Annotated in this window: 20 protein-coding genes; 14 read left to right on the forward strand and 6 right to left on the reverse strand. The window is 57.8% G+C overall.

Annotated features, from left to right (window positions below):
- Nucleotides 1–165: 165 nt before the first annotated feature.
- From GX181_04170 to GX181_04180, 3 genes are all read right to left on the reverse strand, one after another.
- Nucleotides 166–1,305 carry a phage portal protein gene (locus GX181_04170; protein ID NLM71145.1) on the reverse strand — a complete coding sequence of 380 codons (1,140 nt, stop codon included), beginning with the start codon at nucleotides 1,303–1,305 and terminating at the stop codon, nucleotides 166–168.
- Between the two features lie 254 nt (nucleotides 1,306–1,559).
- The gene (locus tag GX181_04175) at nucleotides 1,560–3,881 is read right to left on the reverse strand and encodes a DNA primase (GenBank protein ID NLM71146.1); all 2,322 of its coding nucleotides are present in this window, start codon (nucleotides 3,879–3,881) and stop codon (nucleotides 1,560–1,562) included.
- Nucleotides 3,868–4,065 (reverse strand): helix-turn-helix domain-containing protein, encoded by a 198-nt coding sequence (locus GX181_04180; protein ID NLM71147.1) that lies wholly within the window; start codon nucleotides 4,063–4,065, stop codon nucleotides 3,868–3,870. The genes GX181_04175 and GX181_04180 overlap by 14 nt, the downstream gene beginning before the upstream one ends.
- Before the next feature lie 162 nt (nucleotides 4,066–4,227).
- On the opposite strand from GX181_04180, the gene GX181_04185 reads away from it, so the two are divergent.
- The gene (locus GX181_04185; GenBank protein NLM71148.1) at nucleotides 4,228–4,998 is read left to right on the forward strand and encodes a helix-turn-helix transcriptional regulator; all 771 of its coding nucleotides are present in this window, start codon (nucleotides 4,228–4,230) and stop codon (nucleotides 4,996–4,998) included.
- 5 nt (nucleotides 4,999–5,003) lie between these two features.
- A complete protein-coding gene (locus tag GX181_04190; GenBank protein NLM71149.1) occupies nucleotides 5,004–6,380 on the forward strand; it encodes a site-specific integrase in 1,377 nt (458 codons plus the stop codon).
- Between the two features lie 181 nt (nucleotides 6,381–6,561).
- Here the strand turns inward: GX181_04190 and GX181_04195 are convergent, their stop codons facing one another.
- A complete protein-coding gene (locus tag GX181_04195; GenBank protein ID NLM71150.1) occupies nucleotides 6,562–7,524 on the reverse strand; it encodes a right-handed parallel beta-helix repeat-containing protein in 963 nt (320 codons plus the stop codon).
- 342 nt (nucleotides 7,525–7,866) lie between these two features.
- On the opposite strand from GX181_04195, the gene GX181_04200 reads away from it, so the two are divergent.
- The 4 genes from GX181_04200 (at nucleotide 7,867) to GX181_04215 (ending at nucleotide 12,856) form a co-directional block, all read left to right on the forward strand.
- Nucleotides 7,867–8,853 carry an ABC transporter substrate-binding protein gene (locus tag GX181_04200; protein NLM71151.1) on the forward strand — a complete coding sequence of 329 codons (987 nt, stop codon included), beginning with the start codon at nucleotides 7,867–7,869 and terminating at the stop codon, nucleotides 8,851–8,853.
- Nucleotides 8,854–8,946: 93 nt separating this feature from the next.
- On the forward strand, nucleotides 8,947–10,029 hold the full coding sequence (locus GX181_04205; protein NLM71152.1) for an ABC transporter ATP-binding protein: 1,083 nt from the start codon (nucleotides 8,947–8,949) through the stop codon (nucleotides 10,027–10,029).
- 38 nt (nucleotides 10,030–10,067) lie between these two features.
- A complete protein-coding gene (locus tag GX181_04210; protein NLM71153.1) occupies nucleotides 10,068–11,753 on the forward strand; it encodes an iron ABC transporter permease in 1,686 nt (561 codons plus the stop codon).
- Nucleotides 11,750–12,856, forward strand: coding sequence for an ABC transporter ATP-binding protein (locus GX181_04215; protein ID NLM71154.1), 1,107 nt, complete (start codon nucleotides 11,750–11,752; stop codon nucleotides 12,854–12,856). Before GX181_04210 ends, GX181_04215 begins: the two co-directional genes overlap by 4 nt.
- A 38-nt stretch (nucleotides 12,857–12,894) precedes the next feature.
- Here the strand turns inward: GX181_04215 and GX181_04220 are convergent, their stop codons facing one another.
- Together GX181_04220 and GX181_04225 are read right to left on the reverse strand one after the other, a co-directional pair.
- Nucleotides 12,895–14,994 carry a heavy metal translocating P-type ATPase gene (locus tag GX181_04220; GenBank protein NLM71155.1) on the reverse strand — a complete coding sequence of 700 codons (2,100 nt, stop codon included), beginning with the start codon at nucleotides 14,992–14,994 and terminating at the stop codon, nucleotides 12,895–12,897.
- The gene (locus tag GX181_04225; GenBank protein NLM71156.1) at nucleotides 14,987–15,334 is read right to left on the reverse strand and encodes a helix-turn-helix transcriptional regulator; all 348 of its coding nucleotides are present in this window, start codon (nucleotides 15,332–15,334) and stop codon (nucleotides 14,987–14,989) included. The genes GX181_04220 and GX181_04225 overlap by 8 nt, the downstream gene beginning before the upstream one ends.
- Before the next feature lie 189 nt (nucleotides 15,335–15,523).
- On the opposite strand from GX181_04225, the gene GX181_04230 reads away from it, so the two are divergent.
- The 8 genes from GX181_04230 to GX181_04265 all read left to right on the forward strand — a co-directional run.
- Complete coding sequence (locus tag GX181_04230; GenBank protein NLM71157.1) at nucleotides 15,524–16,624, forward strand: DUF3798 domain-containing protein; 1,101 nt, start codon at nucleotides 15,524–15,526, stop codon at nucleotides 16,622–16,624.
- Between the two features lie 111 nt (nucleotides 16,625–16,735).
- A complete protein-coding gene (locus tag GX181_04235) occupies nucleotides 16,736–18,313 on the forward strand; it encodes a sugar ABC transporter ATP-binding protein (GenBank protein NLM71158.1) in 1,578 nt (525 codons plus the stop codon).
- 99 nt (nucleotides 18,314–18,412) lie between these two features.
- Nucleotides 18,413–19,354, forward strand: coding sequence for an ABC transporter permease (locus tag GX181_04240; protein NLM71159.1), 942 nt, complete (start codon nucleotides 18,413–18,415; stop codon nucleotides 19,352–19,354).
- A gap of 80 nt (nucleotides 19,355–19,434) precedes the next feature.
- Nucleotides 19,435–20,424, forward strand: coding sequence for an ABC transporter permease (locus GX181_04245; GenBank protein ID NLM71160.1), 990 nt, complete (start codon nucleotides 19,435–19,437; stop codon nucleotides 20,422–20,424).
- Nucleotides 20,425–20,588: 164 nt separating this feature from the next.
- Nucleotides 20,589–20,786: a heavy-metal-associated domain-containing protein gene (locus GX181_04250; GenBank protein NLM71161.1), complete on the forward strand. Its 198-nt coding sequence runs from the start codon at nucleotides 20,589–20,591 to the stop codon at nucleotides 20,784–20,786.
- Between the two features lie 110 nt (nucleotides 20,787–20,896).
- Entirely contained in the window at nucleotides 20,897–23,053 is a 2,157-nt protein-coding gene (locus GX181_04255; GenBank protein NLM71162.1) for a copper-translocating P-type ATPase, read from the forward strand.
- Between the two features lie 195 nt (nucleotides 23,054–23,248).
- Nucleotides 23,249–24,745, forward strand: coding sequence for a hypothetical protein (locus GX181_04260; GenBank protein ID NLM71163.1), 1,497 nt, complete (start codon nucleotides 23,249–23,251; stop codon nucleotides 24,743–24,745).
- Nucleotides 24,746–24,801: 56 nt separating this feature from the next.
- Nucleotides 24,802–25,142 (forward strand): hypothetical protein (locus GX181_04265; protein NLM71164.1); only part of this gene is annotated, 341 nt, incomplete at its 3' end.

The raw sequence follows: 25,142 nt of genomic DNA on the forward strand, positions 1-25,142 counted from the left end.
ATTGACTGGTTATCGTGATTGACTTGTAACGTGATGTTTGACAAGTCCACGCCGTCAAGGGCAGTACGGGCTATAACCTCCGTAACGTCCCCGATTTGGGCGGGTTGGTCAAACACGATAGGCAAGCCCTCCACGATTAAAGGCTTGTCGCTGTCCGCGTGGACGTTATACGCCCGTGTTTGCTGTGTCATTTTCTGATACCTCGCTTTCAAGTTGATATTGGTTTGCTTTATCTGCGGATACATAATTAAGCGACTGCAAGCGTTTGTCGCCGTCAGGGACAGGCGGCAGGGCTAACAATTTCCGCGCTTCGTTGAGCGTCATTAACCCTAACGGGGCGGCTTCGTGCAATAACCTTATCTTGGTCGCCGCGCTGGAAAATTCCAGCCGTTCAGCCGTGAACGTGATTTCCGCGCCCGCCTTGCGTGTAAACTCCTGCGAAAGCTGCAAGGCGAACGGTTCAATAACGCTTTCATAAAACGCGCTGAATTCGTCCTCGCTATAACTGCCGGATACGATTTTCGGGCTAATGCCTAAATAGTCGTATATTTGGCGGTTGACGGCTTCTATTTGCTCCTGTGGTATGGTGTAGGGCGTTGTGTTGGTCGGTATGAAGTCAAAGCGCTGGTCGGTCGCCGCCACGCCGCCGGAATTGGTAGGGTTGAAGTAGTCGGCGACAAACTGTTCCTTTTCCCTGCGTACCTGCTCGGGATTGACAAGCGACGTAAATTTGAGAACGCCCCGAATGTTCACGCCGTTTTTGACGCTTGCCGCGATACCTTGGTTGAGCGTCTGCGCCGTGTCCAATAACGGGAATAACGGCGCGTTGCTGTCGCCTAAAAGGTCGCCTGCGTAAAAGTGGCGGCGCAAGTGGACAATATCGCCATAAGGGAAAGTCGCCTGCTTGCCGTCGTGAAACAGGCAGGTTATGTATAACTGCCCGTCCGTGCCGGGGGTGAATTCCACGCTTGACGGTGTGAGGGGGTACACATTGCGGATACCTCTTTGCTCGCGTTGCAGCAGGATAAAGGCGTTGTTGCTGGTAAAGTATGCCGCCGCCGTTTTGCAGAGTAGGTCATACAGGGTCATATACTCGTTTGGGGTTGATTGGAGCAGGGTTTCAAGCCCCTTGTCGTCGCTGTGCGCCGTGAGCTTTCCGGCGTGCCGGGCGATTGCGTCAACCGCCGCCCGGAATGTCGCGCTTGCGTATGCCGTGCCGGAAAAGGCGGTAAAGCTGTTATTGATTTCGATTACCGCCCGTCGCTCCTGCGGCTTGGGTCTGAATAGACTGGTTAAAATACCCATTTATGAAAACCTCCTTTCGCGGTTGCTGTTGTGTGAAAACTTTTTGTCCATGCGGGGGAAAAGTAAGCCCCGGCGTCGGTGTTCTGTCGCCCTGTTCTTTCCGTCAGGGGCGGGGGGTAGTGTAGGGCAATGTAGGGTCAGGAGCAAACTTTCTATAGGACAATTTTTTTGAAAAAATCCCTCTATAGAGATTTTAGGTTTTGCCCTACATTGCCCTACACCTTTTTTGATAAAATCCTGTAATATCAAGGTTTTCACGCTCCCCGCAAGAATTCTGATACAAGGCGAAAGCCATAATAGAAAACGCCTTGATTTGTTCGTCGTGTTTCAAAGCCTGCGCCCTCGACTGCTGCCTTGAAGTCCTGTGCGCTTCGGATATATTCGCCTGTGCGCTCGCAATAGACGCGGTATTCCCGGTATAGTTCGCCGCTCTTTTCCTTGTATCGCTTATCAACCTCGCAGCACTCGGACAGGAAATTAGATAGCCAGTCATTGGCTTCGCGGTAGCTTTCGACAGCCCCCTTGACGCACTCGGGCGGCGTGATATGATAGCCCGCCTTGATAAAGCGTTTTGCGCCCTCGATAGCCCATGCCAGCGCCGCCCCGCCCGCGTGACGGAATAAGTAGTCGGAATAGTTCTTAATGTCCGCTTGTCCCTCTATAACCGCGTCAAAGGGCAGGACGATAATTCGCCGCCACGTTCCCGCGTCGCTGCTGCCTATGCGCGGCAGATGATTTGTATATAGAACGGTTGTATGGGACGGCTCGAACGTGAACGGCGTTTTGTATTTCTGTTCGCCTAAAATCTTGTCGGTTGAGCATATTTTCTTGACAAACGCAGCGTCAAGGCGGGTTCCTTCTTCCAGTTCCGGGGCAACGATTAAACGCTTGCCGCGCAGTTCCGCAAGTTCCCAGTTCTTGCCGTTCTTGCGCCCGGTCGTGAGCGTTTCGGCGCTTATCTGTCCGGCATAGTCGCCCAATATCCGCGCTTTCGTATTGTAATAGGTTGATTTGCCATTTTTGCCGCCGCCGTATGCGATAATCAGGTTTTCGCAGAATACCCGCCCTATGAGTTCCTCGCCCGTCGTAAGCTGCAAATATTCGGCAAGGTCGGGTCGATTGCAGGTTATAACCCTTATAAAGTCCTGCCATATGTCCGCGCCCTCATTTGACGGGGCAACGGCGGTTATCTTGGTATGGTAGCTTTCGGGGTTGTGGGGCTTGATTTCGCCCGTTCTTAAATCAACCTCGCCGCCCGGCGTGTTGAGTATAAAGCCGTTTGCGTCAAGTGCCGAAACGCTGATTTCAAGGGGCGTTTGGGCTTCTTTCATAACCCCTGATATTTCCTTGCTGTTACGGCGTTTGAGTATGAACGATTGATACGCCATAATCGGGGCATAGTTCTTTTTTGCTACGGCAAGCGTCCGGGTCGCTTTCAGTTTATCCGCGTTGCTGCCGCCTTGTTTTGCCGCCTGTACCGCTTCTTCCGCTCGTTCAAGGGCTTTGCTTGCCGCTATGTATGCGGGCGCATTTTCTGCAAGTTGCCGTTCCGTCAGGTCGTGCAGACAGCCACGGGCGCGGGCGGCGTTTTCTTCCCATACCTGCCCGGAATAGACAATGTAGTTTGTCGCCGGACTGTGCCGCAGACAGTCGCCGCATTCCCGCGCCAGTATCAGGGCTTCGCCTACGTCGGTTAAGTCGGCGGGCTTTAAGTTGAAGTCGCTTTGAGTGTCAAGGAAATATTTGTCGGGGTCATAATCGGGATTATTCTTAATGTCTTTCTCAAATTTGCCTAACGCGCTTTTATAGCATTTTTCAGACTGTCCGGGGTCAAGTTCCCCCTCGCAAAGGGATACTAACCTTTCGTATTCCTGCCGTGCGTCCTCCGTGTCCCCGCCGTAACGCTTTATCAGGCACAACGCCCCGACATTCAAAGTATTGTCGCGCTCCCCCTCGGGTATTGTTAAACCCTCGGAAAGTATCCGGCGAATTTTGGCGGCGTTGCTTTCGCTCGGTTTTGAGCGGAAGTCCCGCATAAATTCGGTTAGGTTCATCGTGCCGGGCGTATAGATAACCTGCGGGCTTTCTACCCCAAAATTAAGCTGCGCCGGGCTTTTAACTATTCCGTCAAAGTAGAGTTCCGGGAACGCTGCTATAAGCCGCTCCATTAAGGCGGCGTATTCTTTTACGTCCGTTATAAATTCCGTTGGGAATATATAATGCTCTTTCGGTCGCGGTGAACGTCCGTCTTTTTCTTTCATATTGTTTCTGCTCGGATACCAATAGAACGCCACGCCCGGCATAGCGGCTATAACGTTGTTATGGTCGCGCCATTCTCCGGGGTCGTCGCTGTGCGTGTTATCAATATCCGCAAGAATACAATTAGCCTTTTGAAAGTTTTCGCCCGTTCTATAACCGCCCTTGTATAGTCCGGGGCAATTATCAAACTCGACGGCGGCGGCAAGGGCTGCGGTGTCGCCGGGCTTGATTGCTACGGCTTTTATAAATCCGCTCGGATTGTCGCCTATGCCACGACGCCCGGGGGCTTGCCATATGGTTATATCAAAGTTTGGCATTGTACCGTTCGCCGCCTTTCTGTAAATAGTCCTCGAATACTTGCCGGACGATATAGCACCGTTTACCGACTTGGATAACGGGGAACGCTCCGCGCTTCGTCAGCGTCCGTATGGCATATTCGGGAAAGCCGTATTCCCGCGCCGCTTGCCTTATTGTCATAATCGTTTTTGTATCTGTTTCCACGACTAACCCCTCCGATAAACTCATTTCTCTTGACTACATTATACCACAACACAATTGAGATAGCAATAGTAGAACGCAAATGAATTTTGTTTTCCTTAACTATTGACAGCACAACGCAATTGAGTTATACTATCGTTAGGTAACGTAAAGGAGTGTTGAGTTATGAATACAGTCGGTGAACGGCTTAAAGCTGCAAGAATGAAAAAAGGGTTGAAGCAATCGGAAGTTGCCGCCGTTTTGAAGTGTGCGCCTACGTCTTTAACGAATTGGGAAAACGGCAAAATACAGCCGTCGTTTGAAATACTTGCGCGGTTATGTGAAGTTCTTGAAATTTCTCCGCTTGACTTGCTCGACAGGCAATATCTTTATGATGATATTGTGGAGATTTCAGCAAAACCACTATATGAACGGACTTATGAAGAAACGATTGCGCTTAACTTCACTCGTTTCAGCCTGCAAGAGCAAATACAAGCCGAACGCGACAACGTGGACTATATAGAGCAACGGACAGGGTTATCAACCGCCGCCGCCGCCGCACTCACGGGAAAAGGCACTTTTGATTATGTGCTGCGTGATGTTGAAAACGATGAATACGCCGATAAAATTACCTCTGTGGGGCTTGATGGTCTTAACCGTCTGTTATCCGCACCGCAAGGGTTGAGGGCGTTAGAATCAATCGCCTATATACTCAATTCAGGTACTTTCCGTTTTGCAGACGGCTCAAAGACTGTCCGAATTGAAACAGGGGCATATGCCGACAACTGGGGCAAAACAAACCCGGCGATGTACATTACCGCCGATATGGTTCAAAGCATTCACCGCGACGAATTGTTACGCTTGCTTGACGCAATAAAAACGCACCCGTCTAAAGAAGAATTGGAAGCAGCAAAAAAAGAGTTCCGCGATGATATGAGTAAACGTAAAGGGGGTTAAAGTTCATGGCTTCTATCCGTAAAAGGGGCGATACATTCACGATAACCGCCTATATGGGTTATGATGATACGGGCAAGCAGCAAAAGAAAACGACGACATACCGCCCGCCGGACGGCGTGACAAGCGGTAAAGCGGAAAAGTTGGCGCGGGAATATGCCGTCAAGTGGGAAGATAAAATACGGGGTTTTGTCGCCCTTGATGAAAACAGGACGCTTTCAGAATTGGCGCAATGGTATTATGAAACTATCGCCCCGAATACCTTAAAGCCGAATATCCTAAAAGGTTATAAGCAAGGCATATATAACCACATTATCCCGCGCATAGGACGGGTCAAGCTGAAAGACATAACCCCGCAAATGCTCGACAGCCTTTTCCGTGAGTTGCAGACAAGCGGCAATCTTGAACGCTCTTTCAAACTAAAGGACAATACAATATTTGATGAATACGGCAAAGAGAAATTTATCAAGGACAAGGGGATTGAACGCGGTACTTTTTATAGGGTTTTACGCGGCGAAACGTGCAGACAGAAAACCGCCGAAAAGATAGCCGCCGCCCTCTGCATGACGCTTGAAAAGGTATTTGACGATGTGACAGAGAACAAGGGAATGTCGGGCGCGTCCGTCAACAAGCTGAAACTCAACCTTTCCGCAATATTTACGGCAGCTTGCCGAAAAGAGATAATGCGCCGTAACCCTTGCAAGCTGGTAACGCCGCCGAAAGTGGATACCCCGCCCGCCGCTTTCCTCGATGAGGAACAAAGCCGCCTACTGCTTGCCGCCGCTCATGAGCAAAGCGACTTTCAACTTGAAGTCATTATTAACCTGTTCTTGGCGGCAGGGCTTCGCTCCGGGGAATTAACCGCGCTCCATTGGTCGGACTTGGATTTCAATACGGGCGTGTTATTTGTCCAACATACGCTTGTCAGGTTCAACGGGCAGTTTGTACGGCAGACAACAAAAACCGCCGACAGCACAAGGCGAATTGTACTTCCGGCGTATATATTGAAACTCTTATCCGAACATAGGGAACGTCAAAAGGAATACAGGGCTTCGCTTCGGGAATTATGGAAAAACCCCGACGATATAATGTTTACAAACCTGCGCGGTGACTATCTGAACGGCGTAAACCTAAACCGCAAGTTAAAGGACATTGTAAAAGCCGCCGGTTTGCCCGATATACACCTGCATAGTCTGCGCCATACTCACGCAAGTTTACTGATAAATTCCGACGTAACGGCAAGGGTTATAGCGGACAGGTTAGGGCATAGCACAACGAAAACCACGCTCGACACATACAGCCACGTTTTCGCCGCAAGTGAAGTTAAAGCAATGCAAGCCGTGGAAATGGCGCTGTTCAGTACAGATAAAGCGATAAACGAATAATCTAATATAACTAAAGCGACAAAGACTAACCCCGGAAACGGGCTAATTTTTGTCGCTTGTTTGTCGCTTAAACATACTAAAAGTCGCTTATTTTGACTCGATGATACTAAAACAAGAGATGCGGAATACCTTGATATAACGGGCTTTACTCGAATATCCTAAACGATGTTATGTTATGGTGTTAGTCTGAATGGGAGTATATCCCGTCGCCGGGGTCCTTCGCCATGTTCTCAGAGAAAGTACAGTTCATCAAGGTCGGACTGCCAGAGCCGATGAACGCCCCGCCGCCGCTGTAGGTATTCGCCTTGTTTCCCGAAAAGGTGCAGTTTGTCACCGTCGAACTGCCTGAGTTGAGGTACATCCCACCGCCGTAGAGGTTTGCCACGTTCTCCGAGAAGGTGCAGTTCGTCACCGTCGAACTGCCGTTCCTGATGAGCATCCCGCCGCCGATGGTATTTCCCACGTTCTTCGAGAAGGTGCAGTCTGTCACCATAGGACTGCCGTTCTCGATGAACATCCCGCCGCCCCAGGTGTTCGCCTCGTTCTCCCAGAAGGTGCAGTTCGTGACCCTCGGATTCCCGTTCAAGATGCTCATTCCTCCGCCCCTACCCGCCTTGTTCCCTATGAAGGTACAGTTCGTCACCGTCGGACTGCCATTCTCGATCAGCATCCCGCCGCCGTCATCGTCCGTTTTACCTGCCGTGATGGCAAAGCCGTCGAGGATGGCGGTGTCGTCTGCACCTACAGCATAGACGACGTGGTAGCTACCCCAGCCGCCGCCGATAGCTCCGCTGAGGATGGTGACATTCGCCTCCCAGTCGCGCTCGTCCCGTTGGGTCTCATCCCCGGCGAAGCCGCCGTAAAGGGCAATATTCTTTTTGAGAACAAAGGATTTGTCGGGGTCCGAATCGTGGGGCGTATACTCACCCTTAGCCACCCAGTACTCACCCTTTGTTCCTGCCTCCAAAGCGGCTCTGAACTTATCTAAGTCCATGGCGTTTGCCCACGAATCTCCCGACTTGTTCCCGGCGCCTGCTACTGTCACATGGATCGCCCCCTCCGAGGCCGACGAGACCGCCAGCAGAGCAAGCAGAAGAAAACACGAGCACAGTACTCTTTTGAACCACTTTAACTTCATCGACACGACGTTCACTCCTTTCCCGCGGTACCTGAATGCAGATCTAGCCGCACTCCATACCACGGGGTGCGGTTCCTCACTTCACGGCGAAGGGGAGGCTCAGGCCGACGCTCTCCCAATGCAATCAATACTACAAAAAAACAAAAGAGTCAAGCATCTTGCCGGGTCAATCTGTAGATTCATCTTCTTAATTAGGTCAAACACCTCCGGACCGAAAGTTTTAAGCGGGCCGAGGTTAACCTAGTCGAAATACTGCGCCGACTATAGTAAACTGCCTGTTTCAATGATACAATTCAATGCCAGGGCATCCGACCGCCCTGGTATTTCACAAACAAAGGAGGCAGTTCCATGAAAAAGAGAGTATTGTTTCTGACAGCGATGCTTGTGGTGGCCGCACTGGCGCTTCCTGCTCAGGCTTCGGCCAAAGAGGTCATGATCTACTCCTCGATGAAGGACTCCCAGCTGGCGGCTCTGAAGGACGCTTTCATGGCCAAGTACCCGGACATCAAGATGGACTACTACACAGCGGGCACCGGCAACGTGATGACCAAGCTGGCGACCGAGCAGCAGGCGGGAGGCATCCAGGCCGACATCATCTGGGTCGGCGACCCGACCAACTACATCTCCTTCAAGGAGCAGGGGCTTCTGTACGCCTACGACTCCCCCGAGGCGGCCAGCATCCCGGCCAAGCTGAAGGACCCAGACAACTTCTACACATCGGGGCGAGTGATCATGCTGGGCTTCGTCTACAACACCGACACAGTCAAGCGAGAGGACGTTCCGAAGACATGGAACGAGCTGCTTGATTTCGACGGCTACCTTGCGATGACCGACCCGACATTCGCCGGCACCACCCTGTACACTGTAGCTGGCCTTGTGCAGCACCCGGACTTCGGATGGGACTTCTTCCAGAAGCTGAAGGACAAGGGCATTCTGCTCGAGAGAGGATCGAGCGCGGTGGTCACAAAGGTAGGGTCCGGCGAGTACGACGTCAGCGTCGGAGTCGACTACATAGCCAGGACTATGATGGCCGAGGGCTCCCCAATCGACTTCGCCTATCCGGAGGACTACATCCCGGTCATCCTCAGCCCGATCGCCATAGTGAAGAACACTGCGCACCTGGAGGAGGCGAAGCTGCTTTTCGACTACATACTCTCCATTGAAGGGCAGAAAATACTGATGGAGGAGTACACCGCGCCCGTCCGTCCGGAGCTCGCTCTGGAGGGCGCCCCCTCCCTGATCGAGGCGGCGGAGAGAATTCTCCCCGTCGATGACGAGCTTCTCGTGGCGGAGAAGGACGAGCTTCTGAAGAAGTTCGACAGCATATTCAAGTAGGTCTGTTATTGAGCGCGGGGAGGCGAACCCTCCCCGCTTTGTATTGCACCCGGGCAGGGCGATGCGCCCCTCGCGGTGGCAAGAGGTGATTGAATGGCTGGAGTCACATTTGAGAACGTAACTATCAGTTATGATAAAAAGGTGATAATCGACGACCTGTCGCTTGAGATCGCCGATGGGGAGTGCTTCGCCATCCTCGGCCCCTCCGCGTGCGGGAAGACCACCCTGATAAGGGGACTGTGCGGTTTCAAGAGCCTTGACTCGGGCAGGATATCGATCGGCGACAGGCTTGTGAGCTCGGGCGACGGGCGCGGAGTCCCTCCCGAGAAGCGCAAGATCGGCGTGGTCTTCCAGGATTACGCCGTGTGGCCGCACTACAGTGTCTTCGAGAATGTCTACTACCCGTTGAAAAAACGAAAGGTCCCGAAGGCGGAGGCAAAACGAAGGGCGCTCGACGCGATCGAGCAGGTCCGCATGGAGGGTTACGAGGAGCGTATGCCCGCGCAGCTGTCGGGAGGGCAGCAGCAGAGGGTGGCCCTGGCCAGGGCCCTGGTCTCCTCCTCCGACCTGATGGTGCTGGACGAGCCCATCTCCAACCTTGACGCGAACCTGCGGGAGGAGATGCGCTTCGAGATAAAGGAGCTGCAGCGCCGAACCGGGATCACGGTGATCTATGTCACCCACGACCAGGAGGCGGCCCTGGCTATCGCCGACCGCATGGCCATAATGGACTCAAGGGGCTACATAAGGCAGGTCGGCGCGCCGGAGCACGTCTACAAGAACCCGACGGACAGATACGTCTACCAGTTTCTGGGCGTGTCGAACTTCATCCCTCTCGAGCGAAAGGGCGACCGCTACTCTCTGGCCGGTGCTGAGGGCTCCCCCCTCTTCCCGTACGAGATACCCGTTGCACAGACTGCGGACAGGCTCTATGCGGCGTGCAGGCCAGTGGATATCAAAATCGGGGAGGGGCCGGTAGAGGGCGTGGTGAAGCACGTGGTCTATCTGGGCAATTTGTTCGAGTATCGGGTGATGCTTGGAGGGCGCGAGATACGGGTGCAGCAGGACTCCCACGAGGCGTTCGCGGAAGGGACGCCCGAGGAGGGGCGCGCCTGCGCCATGTCCCTGAGAAACCTCCGCTTCTACGAAAACGACGAGAGGGGGGACGCCTCGTGAGGCTGTTCAGACGCCGCGAGGGGGGCGTATCCGCGAGAATGTTCGGCGGCGGTTTCGACCTCAACCGGATACTGATGCTCGTCTGCCTTGCGATCCTGATCATCACGGTGGCCATGCCGATGATCATGATCGTGTACAACACATTCTTCTTCGGTTTCTCCTTCGACTGGGCGATGTTCTCGAAGGTGGTGTTCGACCCCGCCAACGTCGACGCCATGTGGAACACCATAGTGATCGCCTTCTGGGTCACCCTGGTCGGCACTCTGGTCGGCGTCTTCTACGCCTGGCTTATCGGCCGGACGAATATCCCGCTGAAGGGGCTGATGAAGACCCTGTTCGTCATCCCGTATATGTTTCCGCCGTTCATAGGGGCGGTCGCGTGGGGGCTGCTGCTGGCCCCGCGCTCGGGGTACATAAACAAGATGTGGATGGCCATGACCGGGACCAGAACCCCCCTGCTGAACATCAACAGCATCTGGGGGATAGTGTTCGTCGAGGTCTGCTACTACTTCCCGTTCGTCTTCCTGCAGGTCGTCAGCGCCCTTGAGAGGATGGACCCCACCCTTGAGGAATCGGCGCGCATCTCCGGCGCAAACCAGTTCTACGTCATCCGCAAGATCACTCTGCCGCTTGTCGTGCCGGCTATCGCTTCGGGCGCGATGCTCATTCTTATCTCCTCGCTGTCGCACTTCGGGGTGCCGGCCATGCTCGGATTCTCGCGCGGGATATTCACACTGCCCACGAAGATCTACGAGCTCATCAACAGGGCCGCGGGCAGTTTCGAGGGGATCAGGCAGGGTGCGGCGCTCTCGGTCCTTCTGGTGCTGGTGGTGGTCGCGGCCCTGCTGGTCCAGAGGTGGATAATGAGGGCCGGGCGCTACGACATCATACGAGGCAAGAGCATGAGGCCGATGCTCATCAACCTGAGGAAGTCCAGGTTTCCCCTGCTGGCGCTCTGCCTTGGAAGCCTGTTCGTCATTGTGATAATGCCGCTTTATATCATCTTCGCAGTGGGGGCGCTGAAGGCTTACGGGCTGCCTCTGACTTGGTCGAATATGTCGCTGAACAACTTTCACCACGTGCTCTTCTCGTCGCAGATGGCCAGGGACGCGATAAGAAACAGCTTCGTGCTGTCGATCTCATCGGCCATAATAGCCATGTTCGTCGGGACGATGATCGCCTACGTGGTGGTCAAGGTGAAGGTGCGCGGCAAGGCTCTGCTTGAGATACTGGCGCTGCTGCCCTACTCCATCCCCGGGCTGGTGCTGGCCATCGGGGTCATACTGATGTGGAGCGGCGCTTTTTACATCAACCTGTACAACACGATATGGATAATCCTCGTGGCGTACATCGCGCGCTACGTCGCCTTCGCCATGAAGAGCTCGTCCGCCTCGCTGGAGCAGGTGCACTACTCTCTTGAGGAGGCGGCCCGGTCGTGCGGCGCCACACACCTGGAGTCGCTGCGCGACATCACCCTGGCCCTGATCCGGCCCGGAATGGTCGCGGGTTTCTTCCTTATATTCCTGCCGGCCATGAGGGAGCTGACGACATCGGTGCTGCTCTACGGGCCATACACCCGCACTCTGGGAGTGGCGATCTATTCCATCAACGCGGAGGGCAACATAACCCAGGCGGCCGCCCTGTCGGCCATCGCAATACTCATCATCATGCTCGGTAACCTGGCCCTGCGCTTCGTTACCAGGGACAGGAGGAGCGTGTCATGAGCGAGGTCGTGCTGAAGAACGTGAGCAAGCGGTTCACCACCAGGAGCCTCGGCGAGGTCACGGCGGTCGACGGCTTCGACCTGACCGTGAGGGAGGGGGAGTGCTTCTCCCTGCTGGGGCCCTCCGGGTGTGGCAAGACCACCACCCTGCGTATGATCGCGGGCTTCGAGGACCTCAGCGATGGCGAGATTTGGATAGGGGACAGGCCCGTGTCGGTGAAGGAGCGCAACCTGTACGTGCAGCCGGAGGACAGGGGACTGGGCATGGTATTCCAGGCGTTCGCCGTCTGGCCCCACCTGAACGTGTTCGAGAACGTGGCCTTCCCTCTTCGCGTCCGAAAGGCCCGCAGGAACGAGATGGAGTCCAAGGTCGCGGAGGCGCTGGAACACACGGGCCTGACCGGGCTGGATAGGACCTTCCCATCAAGCCTGTCCGGCGGCCAGCTCCAGAGGATAGCCCTTGCCCGGGCCATAGTGATGAACCCGGACGTGCTTTTGCTCGACGAGCCCCTGTCAAACCTGGACCCGAAGCTGCGGGAGACGATGAGGTTCGAGATCAAGGCCCTGCAGAGGCGGCTCGGTTTCACGATAATCTACGTCACCCACGACCAGGCCGAGGCGATGGCCCTGTCCGACCGGATGCTGGTGATGGACATGGGCGTGATACAGCAGGTGGACACCCCCGCAAAGATGTACAACGACCCGGCAAACAAGTTCGTCTACGGCTTTCTTGGACTGTCGAATTTCATCGATGTGAACATCTCCGGCGGCAAGGCCTATCCGGAGGGAGCGGACGGCGTTGCGCTGCCGCTGACCGTCCCCGCTGATTTCGAAGAGCGGGCGGGGACAGTGGCGTCGCGGCCTAACGAGATAGAGCTGACGTCGGAGGGCGGATACCGGGCAGAGATCAAGGCGCGCATCTTCCTAGGCGACTACACCGAGTACAGGGTGGACGCGGGAGGACAGGAGGTGCGAATCCAGACCGCCCGCGAGCACGGCTTCTCCGTCGGAGAGCGGATCGGGCTCAACTTCGGCAAAGTGCGCTGGTACCCGCGCGACGACGGCGCGTCCGACTCGGAGAGGGAGAGAAGAAAGGTGATTTAGCTAGCATCCGGGTGTCCGATTCGGACACCCGGAACCTCTTAAGCGCCTTCGTACCTCATCACCCGGGCGGAGTTAAGCGTCGCCAGCAGCGCCACCCCCACGTCGGCGAATACCGCCTCCCACATGGAGGCTACTCCAAACGCCCCCATGACCAGCACCAGACCCTTCACACCGAGAGCAAAGGCTATGTTCTGCCTCATGATCGCCCGGGTCCTCCTAGCTATCTCGACCGCCTCCGAGGCACCGCGGGGATCATCGTTGAGCAGCACCACGTCCGCCGCTTCAATGGCGGCGTCCGCACCCAGTCCGCCCATCGCGAACCCGGCGTCCGACGCGGCCAGCAGCGGAGCGTCGTTCATGCCGTCGCCCACGAAGACCGTCGTACCCCCGACCTCCTGCTTTATCCTGCGAAAGTGCTCCAGCTTGTCCGCGGGCATCAGGCCGCCCTCCCACAGGTCAAGCCCGAGCTCCCTGCCGAGCTTCTCCACGTTCTCAGGCCTGTCCCCCGACAGCATCCCGACAAACCTGACACCCAGCTCCCTGAGCCTGTCCACCGTTGTGCGAGCCTGCTCCCTGGGCGTGTCCTCAACCACTATGAATCCGGCGTAGGCACCGCCCCTCGCCACGTGAACCACTGCGCCGGGCTTCTCCCTCCACGCTCCTTCGACGCTTACGCCGTTTCTCTCCAGCAGAGAGGCGTTTCCGGCCAGGATCTCCACCCCGTCAAGGTCCAAACGCACCCCGAGCCCCGGAAGCTCCTCGATAAGCCCCTGCTCTCCCTTTCCGGGCCCCGCCGCGCTCGCCACAGCCCTCGCTATCGGGTGGTTGGAGCCTCTCTCGGCCGCTCCTGCGATCTCCATCAGCTCCTCTTCGGTGAAGGGCGACGATGGATTTACCTGGGTCACGCGGAACACCCCCTTGGTCAGAGTGCCGGTCTTGTCGAATAGGGCGGCCTTGACGTCGGAGAGCCTCTCCAGTACATCGCCCCCCTTGATGAGTATCCCCCTTCTGGACGCAGCTCCTATGCCGCCGAAGATCGCGAGAGGTATGGAGATCACGAGCGCGCACGGGCATGACACCACCAGGAAGACCAAGGCCCTGTAGCCCCAAGTGCGAAAGTCACCTAATCCTATCATGGGCGGAACGAAGGCGAGAAGAACCGCGAAAACGACCACTGCAGGCGTGTACCACCTTGCAAATGAAGTGATGAACCTCTCGGTGGGCGCCTTGCTCTCCCTGGCCTCTTCTATCAGGCGGAGACCCTTCGACAGGGTGGTATCCCCGTAGCGGCTCGTGACCTGGACGGTGATTGCGCCGCCGAGATTCACGCTCCCGGCGAGGACCTCCATTCCGGCGGACACGTCCTGCGGGATGGATTCGCCTGTCAGCGACGAGGTGTCGAGCGACGATGCCCCCTCAAGGATCCTGCCGTCGAGCGGGACCTGCTCCCCCGGCTTGACTAGCACCGTACGACCGGGCACTACCGAGGCAGCGCTAACGACGCGCCACTTCCCGCTCTCCATCACGTTCGCCGTGTCCGGGCGGATATCAGCCAGGGCCATTATCGACCTGCGCGAGCGATCGACCGCCAGGTTCTGCACCAGCTCCCCCGCCTCGTAGAAGAGCATGACGGCAACGGCCTCGGAATAGTCGCCTATGGCGAAGGCGCCCAGCGTGGCCGTCGACATCAGGAAGAACTCGTCGAAGAGCGAGCCGCCCCGCAGATTTCTGGCCACCGCGGCCAGGACCTTCACCCCGGCGGTAAGGTACGCTGCCGTGTAAAGCATGATTCGCGGCATCTCGTCCAGCGGCAGAAAGACCGCTGCGAGCCAAAGGATCGCGCCTGCCGCAAGGCGAGCCATGTCACCCTTGGGAAGGCCCGATGGCTCGTCGGACGCCCCCTCGTCCAGCACAGCTGCTCCCGGCTCTATGGAATTAACGACCTTTCTCACGGACTCGAGGATCTCCGCCGTTCTCCCTCTTTTCGACAAGGAAAGCCTGATTCTCCCCTCGGCCATGTCCACCGCCGCAAACGTCACCCCCGGCAGACCGTAGAGGGCCCTCTCTATCCTCAAGGAACAGGCGGCGCAGTTGAGGCCTGCGACCGAAAGGCGAATCTTTTCCTCTCCGCTATTCATGTATATCCGCCCCCTTCTCCGCTATGTGGCGCACGTGATCGAAGCCCTGGGCGAAGATCGTCCTGACGTGATCGTCGTCCAGCCCGTACACGGACCGCCTCCCCCTTCGCGTCACCCTCACAAGCCTGGCCTGCCTTAGAACCCTGAGCTGGTGGGAGATTGCCGGCTGATTCATCGACAGAAGCTCCGCTATGTCCGCCACGCACAGGTCGGACAGGGAGAGCGCCCAAAGGATCTTGATCCGAGTCGTGTCGCCGAACACGCGAAACAGATCTGCCAGCTCGTAAAGAACCTCCTCCTTCGGCATGGCCGCCGCTATCTCTTCCATATGTCCACTCATGTGCACCACTCCTTGAAATTATCATATGCTTATATGTACATATATCATATAAAGAGCGCTCTTGCAAGCCCTGCCGGAGGATTATTCTCGCACGGAGTGCGCTTTACAAATTCTGGCAAATAGGCTAGGGTTGTCTTACGCTTCCGCAAGAGCGGAAAGTACAATCATTAAAGAGGAGGAGATACGCACATGAGGAGATTCATCGGAGTTCTGTTCACGCTCGCGCTCGTTCTTGTTCTTGGGACGGCCGCCTTCGCGGCGCCGAAGATCGGCATCATGACGGGCACGGTATCGCAGGGAGAAGAGGAGTATCGCGCGGGCGAAGAGATGGTCGAGAAGTACGGCGAGGACAGGGTCATCCACGTCACCTATCCCGACAAGTTCATGGACGAGCAGGAGACCACAATCTCCCAGGTCTTGGCCATGGCCTCCGACCCGGACGTCAGGGCGATAGTCGTCTGCCAGGCCGTCCCGGGCACCGCTGCCGCTATCGACAAGGTGAAGGAGGTCCGCGACGACATACTCTTCGTCCTCGGGACGGTCCACGAGGAGCCTTATATGATAGCGGAGAAGGCCGACATTCTCTACGAGATCGACCAGCCGACCCGCGGAAGCTCCATCATCGAAAAGGCCGCTGCGATGGGCGCGAAGACCTTCATCCACTACTCCTTCCCACGCCACATGAGCATGCCTCTTCTCGCCACCCGCAGGGACATCATGGAGGAGACCGCAAAGAAAGTCGGAATCGATTTTGTCTTCGTCAACTCACCCGACCCCACGGGTGAAGGCGGAGTGGCCGGCGCCCAGCAGTTCATCCTCGAGGACGCTCCGAGGCAGATCGAGAAGTATGGCCCGGACACGGCCTTCTTCAGCACCAACTGCTCCATGCAGGAGCCTCTGATCAAGTCGGTGGTCAAGGGCAAGGCCCTCTACCCCGAGCAGTGCTGCCCGAGCCCCTTCCACGCCCTTCCGAACGCGCTCGGCCTCAAGGTCGAGAGCAAGGGAGACGTGCCCTACATCCTCAAAGCAATAGAGGACAAGATAGTGGAGCTCGAAATGGAAGGACGCGTTTCGACCTGGACCGCCCCGATCGCGATGAACTTCATCCGCGCGGGCTCGGAGTACGCGATGGACTTCGCGGAGGGCAAATTCGAGGACAAGCAGGATATCGAGAGGGCCAAGGCCGTGCTTCACAAGTACGCGGGCAACGTCCTCATCCGCGCATTCGACGACGAGAAGACCCCTCACTTCCTGATGGTGGTCGGCGAGTCGGTCATCTTCGGGAAATAAGAATCGACCTGCCCCTGGATCTGTGACACTCGTGGCAGGGCTGTCGACAACGGCGGCCCTGCCATTTTTGCAAAGGAGGTCGGTCATTTGAGCGGTACAACTCGGCTGGAAATGAATAACATAAGCAAGGAGTACTACGGCAACCGCGTCCTAAAGGACGTAACCTTCTCTCTGGGCGCAGGCGAGGTCCTCTCCCTGGTAGGCGAGAACGGGGCGGGCAAGTCCACATTGATGAACATCCTGTTCGGGATGCCTGTGATACACGCGACCGGTGGCTTTCAGGGAGAGATATACCTTGACGGGGAGAAGACCGAGATAAAATCCCCCGAGGAGGCCATGAAGTTGGGCATCGGCATGGTCCATCAGGAGTTCATGCTGCTTCCCGGGTTTTCCATCACAGAAAACATAAAGCTCAACAGAGAGGTGACAAAGGACAACCTGCTGAGCCGAATCTTCGGTAAACCCATGAAATGGCTTGATATGCCCCGGATGAGGAGCGACGCCAGGACCTCCCTGGACACTATTGGGCTCGGCATCGACGAGATGCTGCCCGTCAGAGGGCTACCGGTAGGTCACATGCAGTTCGTGGAGATCGCCCGCGAGCTGGACAAGAGGCACATCCGCCTGCTGGTTCTGGACGAGCCGACCGCTGTGCTCACCGAGTCCGACGCGGACAAGCTGCTCGAGTCCATAAAGATACTGACGGACAAGGGGATCTCGGTGCTCTTCATAACACACAGGCTGGACGAGGTGATGACTGTATCCGACAGGATCGTCGTGCTGAGGGACGGCGAGCGAATAGCCGAGACCAAACCCTCCGAGACCACGATAGACAGGATCGCGGAGCTGATGGTCGGCAGGAAGATCGAGGGCGGAGACATACAGGGCAGGCCCCTGTCGGAGCTGAGCGAGGACCTGGTACTGGAGATACGAAACCTGTCGGTCGCCATGCCGGGGGAAAGCGTGAAGAACGTGGACATCGAGGTAAGGCGCGGCGAGATACTGGGAATTGCCGGACTGGCCGGGCAGGGCAAGATCGGCATAGCCAACGGCATAATGGGACTCTTCCCGTCGAGCGGAGATGTGAGGATGAACGGAGAACCGGTCAGGCTGAACTCCCCCCGGGCCTCTCTGGACAATGGCATGGCATTCGTGTCGGAGGACAGGAGAGGGACGGGGCTTCTGCTCGACGAGTCTATCGAGTTCAATATCGTGGCCACTGCGATCCAGACGAAGGGAATGTTCATGAAGCCCGGAAGGGTCAGAATCCTCGACTCGCGGGAGATGACCGAGTACGCCAAGGGGCTGATCGAGAAGCTGGACATTCGCTGCACCGGGCCGCGACAGCTCGCGAGGCGGCTCTCCGGCGGCAACCAGCAGAAGGTCTGCATAGCCCGCGCCATCACCCTGGAACCAAGCCTGCTCTTCGTATCGGAGCCGACCAGGGGAATTGACATAGGCGCCAAGAGGCTCATCCTTGACCATTTGGTGCAGCTCAACAGGGAAACGGGACTCACTATAGTCATGACCTCTTCCGAGCTGGCGGAGCTTCGCTCGGTCTGCGACCGCATCGCGATAGTCTACCGGGGAAGGCTCGAGGGAGTGCTCCTGCCGACCGCGAGCGACAGGGATTTCGGGCTCATGATGGCGGGCGAGTACACCAAGATCCACGGAAAGGAGGCCGTCTAGGTGGAAAACGACATACTGAACAAGATCGGCATCCCACGGCTGATAATCACCCTTTTCCTCGCATTCCTCGTGGCCGCGGCCTTCTCCTACGGCCTTCCGATGGGACAGATCTTCAGCGCGATGCTGACCCGGTTCGGAATGAACGCGCTGCTTGTGCTGGCGATGATACCGACGATACAGGCGGGCGCAGGGCCGAACTTCGGCTTGCCGTTCGGGATAATCTGCGGCCTGATCGGGGCGACCCTGGCGATAGAGCTGGACTTCAGCGGCTTCCCCGCCCTCTTCTTCGCGATCGGAGTCTCGATACCCCTGGGCGCGATCGCGGGATGGCTGTACGGGCTGCTGTTGAACAGGGTGAAGGGTCAGGAGATGACCGTCGGGACATATATGGGTTTCTCCATAGTCTCGCTGATGTGCATCTTCTGGCTGATGGCCCCCTATACTAGCCCCGAGATGATATGGCCCTACGGCGGCGATGGGCTCAGGGTGACGGTGGTCCTCGACGGGAGGATGGAGCAGATCCTGGACCGCCTCTGGAGCTTCAACGTCCACGGAGTGACCATCCCGACGGGACTGCTCATAGTGACTGCGGTCTCCTGCGTTCTCCTGTGGTTATTCTTGAGGACCAGGACGGGGCTCGCGATGTCCATGGTCGGGTCAAACCCGCGCTTCGCCGAGGCATCGGGACTGAGCGTGAACAAGTACCGCGTCCTTGCCTCCACGATCTCATGCGCGATGGGTGCGGCAGGCATAATAATCTACTCCCAGAGCTACGGGTTCATACAGCTCTACCAGGCGCCGCTTTACATGGCGCTCTACTCCGTCTCCGCGATCCTGATAGGGGGAGCGTCGCTACAGCGGGCCACCATAGCACAGGCCCTCATCGGGGCCTTCCTGTTCAACGGACTGCTGGTCATAGCCCTTCCCGTGGCGAACGTGGCGATGGACAGCGATATCTCGGAGATCATGAGGGTGATCATAAGCAACGGGATAATCCTCTACGCCCTCACACGCAAAGAGGCTGGAGGTGATGCGCAGTGAGGATAATCCAGAGAAACATCGTGCCGATATTCTTCCTCGCCATCTGCGCGGTCGGCTTCCACTACTCCGGCCTGTCCTGGATGTTCTTCGCCAACGACCTGGTGGCCAGGCTTGCGCGCAACTCATTCTTGGTCATCTCTCTGATCATCCCGGTGCTCGCAGGGATGGGGCTTAACTTCGGCATAGTCCTCGGAGCGATGGCGGGGCAGTTCGCGGCCTTCGTCACGGTGACCCACAACCTGACCGGGATGCCCGGCTTTTTCGTCGCATGCCTCCTGTCGATACCCTTCGCGGTGCTGTTCGGGTGGCTTACAGGCATCCTGTTCAACAAGGCCAAGGGCAAGGAGATGATAACAGGCCTTATCCTCGGCTTCTTCGCGAACGGAGTCTACCAGCTTATATGTCTCATCCTGATAGGGTGGATCATACCGATCTCGGACAAGTCGCTGCTGCTGCCGTCGGGCGTGGGATTTGTGAACACGATAGACCTGAAGATCTGGCAGTACGCCATAGACAAGTTCTACGTCTTCCGGGCGAAGGGGATAGAGACGCCGGTGCTCAAGTACCTGAACAACATAAACTTCCCCGTGCTGACTCTGGTCATCGTGCTGATCCTGTGCGTCGCGGTCTATCTTCTGTTCAAGACCAAGCTGGGTCAGGACTTCCGCGCCGTCGGCCAGAACAGACACATAGCCCGGGTGGCGGGGGTCAAAGTGGACAGGGTCAGGATAATCGCAGTCATCTTCTCCACTGTCCTTGCGGCTTGGGGGCAGCTCATATTCCTGCAGAACATCGGCAACGTGCAGGTCTACGGCTCCCACGTCCAGGTGGGCACCTTCGCGGTGGCCGCCCTGCTGATAGGAGGCGCGTCCGTGACCAGGGCCACCATCGGGCAGGCGCTGCTGGGGACCGTCCTCTTCCACGCGCTGTTCATAGTCTCCCCTCTGGCGGGGAAGAACATAATGGGCAGCGCGCAGGTGGGCGAGTACTTCCGGGTGTTCGTCGCCTACGGAGTTATAGGCATAGCTCTCGCCCTTCACGCCTGGCAGAGGCAGGTCAAGAAGGAGTAGCGCTACTCTGCCCAAAACAGGTCAGGTACGAAAGCGCGGAACGGACAGCCCGTATCCGCGCTTTTTTTATTCTTAGCCTATGGCAAAAATGCCCTGCTTGGCATATACTACAAAAGCAATAGGGATTACCGCACGACACAAAAGACTGACGGGAGGTCATGATAATGAGCATGTTTGTTTTCTCTGTGCCGGACATATCCTGCGACCACTGCAAGATGCGCATTTCCAAGGCTCTGGAGGCTGCTGGAGTGAAGGAGTTCGAGGTCTCCGTCGAGGATAAAAGGGTGACTGCGGAGGGCGCGGATGCCTCGTATATCCAGGCGGTCATAGAGGACTCGGGATACGACGCGACCTTGGTCTAGCTCGACCAACTCGGTACCTCGAGCACTGGTGCGGGCGTGCCATCATAGCGGCGCCGCCCTTAAATTTGTTTACCAATCCTGACATCGAACCCGGTTTGGAGGAGATAGAAATGGCGGACACAGAAAAGCAGAGCTTCAAGACTAGCCTGGTGGTCACGGGCATGACCTGCGCAACCTGCTCGAGAATGGTGGAGCGGTCGCTGGCAAAGGTCGACGGTGTCACCTTCGCGGCGGTCAACCTGGCCACCGAGACGGCGTTCGTCGTCAGCGAGAGGGAGATACCGAAAGAGGAGCTGGTCAAGGCTGTCGAGAAGGCCGGGTACTCGGTCACCGACGAGCGTGCGGAGGACCTGGAGAAGAGCCGCTACCTCCGGACGAGGAGGAACCTGGCTATCTCCTGGCTGGTCACCGGTCCTTTGATGGGGCTGATGGTGCTGCACATGACGGGGCGTCACGTGCCCTTCTACTACTCGCTGGAGCTCTTCGGCGGGATAGTCGCCATCTTCTGGGCGGGGCGCGACGCTATCAAGGGCGCCTGGATAGCTCTGTCGCACTTCCACGCCAACATGGATGTGCTGGTGGTCTCCGGCTCCGTCGCGGCGTGGACTACCGCGGCTCTGGCCTTCGCTGGATTCCATGTGGTCTCCTTCGGGGCTGTCGGCGCGATGATCATGGCGCTGCACATCACGGGCAGATACATAGAGTCGCATCTCAGGGACAAGGCGTCAAAGGAGATACGCGCCCTCGTCTCGATACAGGCCCGCGAGGCCAGGGTGGTGGATTCGGACGGGAAGGAGATAATGATCCCGATAGAGGCCGTCAAGGAGGGAATGACCCTGCTGGTCAGGCCGGGAGAGCGGATCCCGAGCGACGGCGAGCTGCTTGACGGTACGACCTCCGTGGACGAGTCCATGATAACGGGCGAGTCGTTGCCGGTCGGCAAGGAGGCGGGAGATCCGGTCACCGGCGGCTCCATGAACCTGACGGGAGCGGTGCGCATCCGCGCCACGAAGGTGGGAGAGGACAGCTTCCTGTCCCAGATGGTGTCGCTCATCCAGGAGGCCCAGGGGGCCAAGGTACCCATCCAGGCGTTCGCGGACAGGGTGACCAACTACTTCGTGCCGGGCGTGGCGGCGCTGGCGGTAATCAGCGGACTATTCTGGCTGTTCAAGGGGACGCAGTACTCGTTCTTTCTCGACAGAGCGGCCGAATACCTACCTTGGGTTACCTCGGTTCGCGACCCGGTATCGCTCGGCGTGTTCGCCTTCATAACCACCATAGTGATAGCCTGTCCCTGCGCACTTGGACTGGCGACCCCTATGGCGCTGATAACGGGCACGGGCGCAGCGTCGCGGAAGGGCCTGATCATACGCAACGCGGAGGCGATCCAGACCGCGCGGGAGGTCACGGTCGCCGTGCTTGACAAGACCGGGACGATAACAGAGGGAGCTCCCTCCGTGGTGGAGACCAATCTTGACCCGGACTCGCTGGCCGCAGTCGCCTCGATCGAGTCTTTCTCAAACCATCCTCTTGCGAAGGCCATAGCCTCCGCGTCCGACGTCCGACTCGAGATATCGGGGCTCGAAGAGATCACCGGAGAGGGAGTCAAGGGCGTGGTCGCGGGAGCGTCGTGGTTCGTTGGCAGGCCCGCAGACCCGACGAAGTACGACGAGCACCTGGAGCTCGGTCGCACCGTGGTCGAGGTGACGAGAGACGGAGCGCTCACCGGATACATAGCGGTCGAGGACAGGCTGAGAGAGGACGCGGTCGAGGGCATAAGACGGCTATCGGAGATGGGGATTACCTGCGTGATGGCCACGGGGGACAACGAGAAGACAGCTCTGGCAGTGGCCGCCCGAGTCGGGATAGACGAGGTGCGAGCCGGCGTGCGCCCGGACGGGAAGCTTGACCTGATCCGCGACCTGCAGTCGAAGGGCGGAAAGGTGCTGATGACCGGCGACGGAATGAACGACGCCGCGGCTCTGAAGGGGGCCGACATAGGGGTTGCGATAGGCTCCGGCACGGACCTGGCGATCGACAGCGCGGACATTGTGATTGTGAAGGGCGGCATATCACGGCTCGCCGACGCGGTGTCGATATCGAGAAAGACCTTCACCGTGATACGGCAGAACTTGTTTTGGGCTTTTGCTTACAATATAATTGCGATACCGCTCGCGATGGCTGCTCTGCTCCACCCTGCGATAGCCGAGGTATCGATGGGCTTCAGCTCCATCTCGGTCATCTTGAACTCCATGAGGGTGAAATAAGTGTGAAAACAGCGACTCGGGCGGAGACTGTATCCTGGAGGTGGTCTTGTGGATAAAGAGTCAGGCTTCATCAGGGAACACGCGCTGGACATTCTGCTCTTCCTCCTGGCGGCGGTGCTGACCGGAGCGTACTTCCTGACGGAGCTGGTCGGTGCATCCTGGTGCGTCGCCGGGCTTGCCCTGCTGGTGGCCCTGATGCTCATCAGGAGCGCGACCGGCTGCTACGGCCCGGCCAATACGGTGTCCGAATGGATAGGACGCCTGTCGAGCGACGAGACGGTCGACCTTCGCAAGGAAGTGGACGTGCCCGCCGGTTCAAAGTTGATCTCCGTGGCGAGGAGCCTCAACACGTTCGTCGGATCGATGCGCTCTCACTTCCTGCGGATAATAAGGGGGCTGCACGACTTCACGTTCAGCTTCTACCGCCTCGAGAGAGAGCTTGGCGAGTTCACCGACGCCTTCTCCGAGATGGCCGACAACGTCAAGAAGGGCATCTCCTCGGGACAGAGGGTGTCGCACGCGACAGAGTCTCAGTACGCCTCGTCGGAGGAGATATCGGCCACGGCCCAGGGGCTGGCCCACCTGGCATCCGAGCTGAACGAGACGGTTGCGGCGGTCGGCGAGAGGGCGGACCAAGGCAACAGGAGGCTTCGGGAGATGGAGCAGATATTCGCGTCCGTCGTCGATGAGACGAAGTCCCTCACCGAGGAGGCAAGGATCCTGTCGGGCAAGGTGGACCTGATACAGGGCGTGGTGCACACCATCACCGGCATCGCAGAGCAGACCAACCTGCTGGCCCTGAACGCGTCGATAGAGGCCGCGCGGGCGGGCGAGGCGGGACGAGGTTTCGCAGTTGTCGCCGACGAGGTGAGAAAGCTGGCCGAGGAGAGCAAGGACGCAGCCTCCACCATAGCGAATAACCTCCACGAGCTGGTCGCCGGGGTGCAGAACACGTCCGGAAGTGTGGACCGGATGTCGACCAGGATGGGCGAGGCGAACGAGAACGTCCAGGGAGTCCTGTCGGAGATAGCGGCGGTGCTCGACGGCATAACGGGCATATCCGACTCGTCGGAGAGAGTCGCGGCCAGCGCGCAGGAGCTTGGCGCGTCGTCCGAGGAGCTTGCGGCGTCGGCGGAGACGGTCACCAACGAGACGGAGACGATGAGTTCGCTTTTCTCCTCCATCGAGGAGACGGTCGGCGCCCTGTCCCACACCGCGACTAGCCTGGACGAGACAGCCGAGGTAGGGGCGACCAACGCCTCCGAGATGGTGGAAAGGCTGTCCGCGTTAAAGGCTATGAAGGCGACGGACTTCGCCGACATAGCGGAAGGAGCTGTTCACGCCCACCACGACTGGGCGGTCCACCTCAGGAAGTTCGTTGAGGGGGGTAGGTGGGACCTGGAGACCAACCCCAAGCGATGCCAGTTCGGCATATTCCTCTCCTTCATCGAACGCCCGGAGGAGGCGCCTGAGAACCTGTGGAAGGAAGTCCTGTCGATGCACGACAGGTTCCACCACCAAGGGGAGGAGGTGCGCAAGCTCGTCGAGCAAGGGGATATGGCAAAGGCGAAGGAGCTGCTCAGACAGACCGAGCACCTGAGCGAGAGCCTCTCGGCCGCCCTGCTAAGGATCGCGGACATCTGCAGAGGCGGGACCAGAGATGGAGGACAGAAGGCTCTGAAGGCTGGGTAGGGATCTCGCCGTGCGCAACCTCCTCGCATTCATGAGCAGAAACGGAGGTCTTGCAAATGCAAAGGACGAGCGTCTGTATCAGCGGTGGATTCCGGCGTATTGGCGGGCTCGGCATCTCGGCGATGCTGACGGCCCTTCTCTTCCTGTTCCTGGCCTCGCCTGGTCTGGCTGCGGAGCGGGAGGCTTTTCAGCCGAGGGGGCCCGGAGGGGGCGGCGCCCTCTTCGCCCTGTCGATCAACCCCGCCGCCAACAGGGAGATTTTCACTGCCTGCGACATGGGCGGCCTATTTCGCACTGCGGATTTCGGCAACTCGTACTCGCTGGTTCACTTTTCGGAGCTCGTGTCCGGGCCGGCGTCGCGGGTAGGCTTCACAAAGACCACGGGACTGCTCTACTG

It is taken from the genome of Synergistaceae bacterium (genome assembly GCA_012521675.1).
Classification (GTDB): domain Bacteria; phylum Synergistota; class Synergistia; order Synergistales; family Aminobacteriaceae; genus JAAYLU01.

Coding starts and splice junctions, on each gene's coding strand:
- GX181_04235 (NLM71158.1), top strand. CDS start 16,736: ATGAATAACATAAGCAAGGAGTACTACGGCAACCGCGTCCTAAAGGAC.
- GX181_04215 (NLM71154.1), top strand. CDS start 11,750: ATGAGCGAGGTCGTGCTGAAGAACGTGAGCAAGCGGTTCACCACCAGG.
- GX181_04190 (NLM71149.1), top strand. CDS start 5,004: ATGGCTTCTATCCGTAAAAGGGGCGATACATTCACGATAACCGCCTAT.
- GX181_04220 (NLM71155.1), bottom strand. CDS start 14,994: ATGAATAGCGGAGAGGAAAAGATTCGCCTTTCGGTCGCAGGCCTCAAC.
- GX181_04240 (NLM71159.1), top strand. CDS start 18,413: ATGGGACAGATCTTCAGCGCGATGCTGACCCGGTTCGGAATGAACGCG.
- GX181_04255 (NLM71162.1), top strand. CDS start 20,897: ATGGCGGACACAGAAAAGCAGAGCTTCAAGACTAGCCTGGTGGTCACG.
- GX181_04260 (NLM71163.1), top strand. CDS start 23,249: ATGCTCATCAGGAGCGCGACCGGCTGCTACGGCCCGGCCAATACGGTG.
- GX181_04225 (NLM71156.1), bottom strand. CDS start 15,334: ATGAGTGGACATATGGAAGAGATAGCGGCGGCCATGCCGAAGGAGGAG.
- GX181_04205 (NLM71152.1), top strand. CDS start 8,947: ATGGCTGGAGTCACATTTGAGAACGTAACTATCAGTTATGATAAAAAG.
- GX181_04230 (NLM71157.1), top strand. CDS start 15,524: ATGAGGAGATTCATCGGAGTTCTGTTCACGCTCGCGCTCGTTCTTGTT.
- GX181_04185 (NLM71148.1), top strand. CDS start 4,228: ATGAATACAGTCGGTGAACGGCTTAAAGCTGCAAGAATGAAAAAAGGG.
- GX181_04245 (NLM71160.1), top strand. CDS start 19,435: ATGTTCTTCGCCAACGACCTGGTGGCCAGGCTTGCGCGCAACTCATTC.
- GX181_04210 (NLM71153.1), top strand. CDS start 10,068: ATGTTCGGCGGCGGTTTCGACCTCAACCGGATACTGATGCTCGTCTGC.
- GX181_04200 (NLM71151.1), top strand. CDS start 7,867: ATGAAAAAGAGAGTATTGTTTCTGACAGCGATGCTTGTGGTGGCCGCA.
- GX181_04250 (NLM71161.1), top strand. CDS start 20,589: ATGAGCATGTTTGTTTTCTCTGTGCCGGACATATCCTGCGACCACTGC.
- GX181_04170 (NLM71145.1), bottom strand. CDS start 1,305: ATGGGTATTTTAACCAGTCTATTCAGACCCAAGCCGCAGGAGCGACGG.
- GX181_04175 (NLM71146.1), bottom strand. CDS start 3,881: ATGCCAAACTTTGATATAACCATATGGCAAGCCCCCGGGCGTCGTGGC.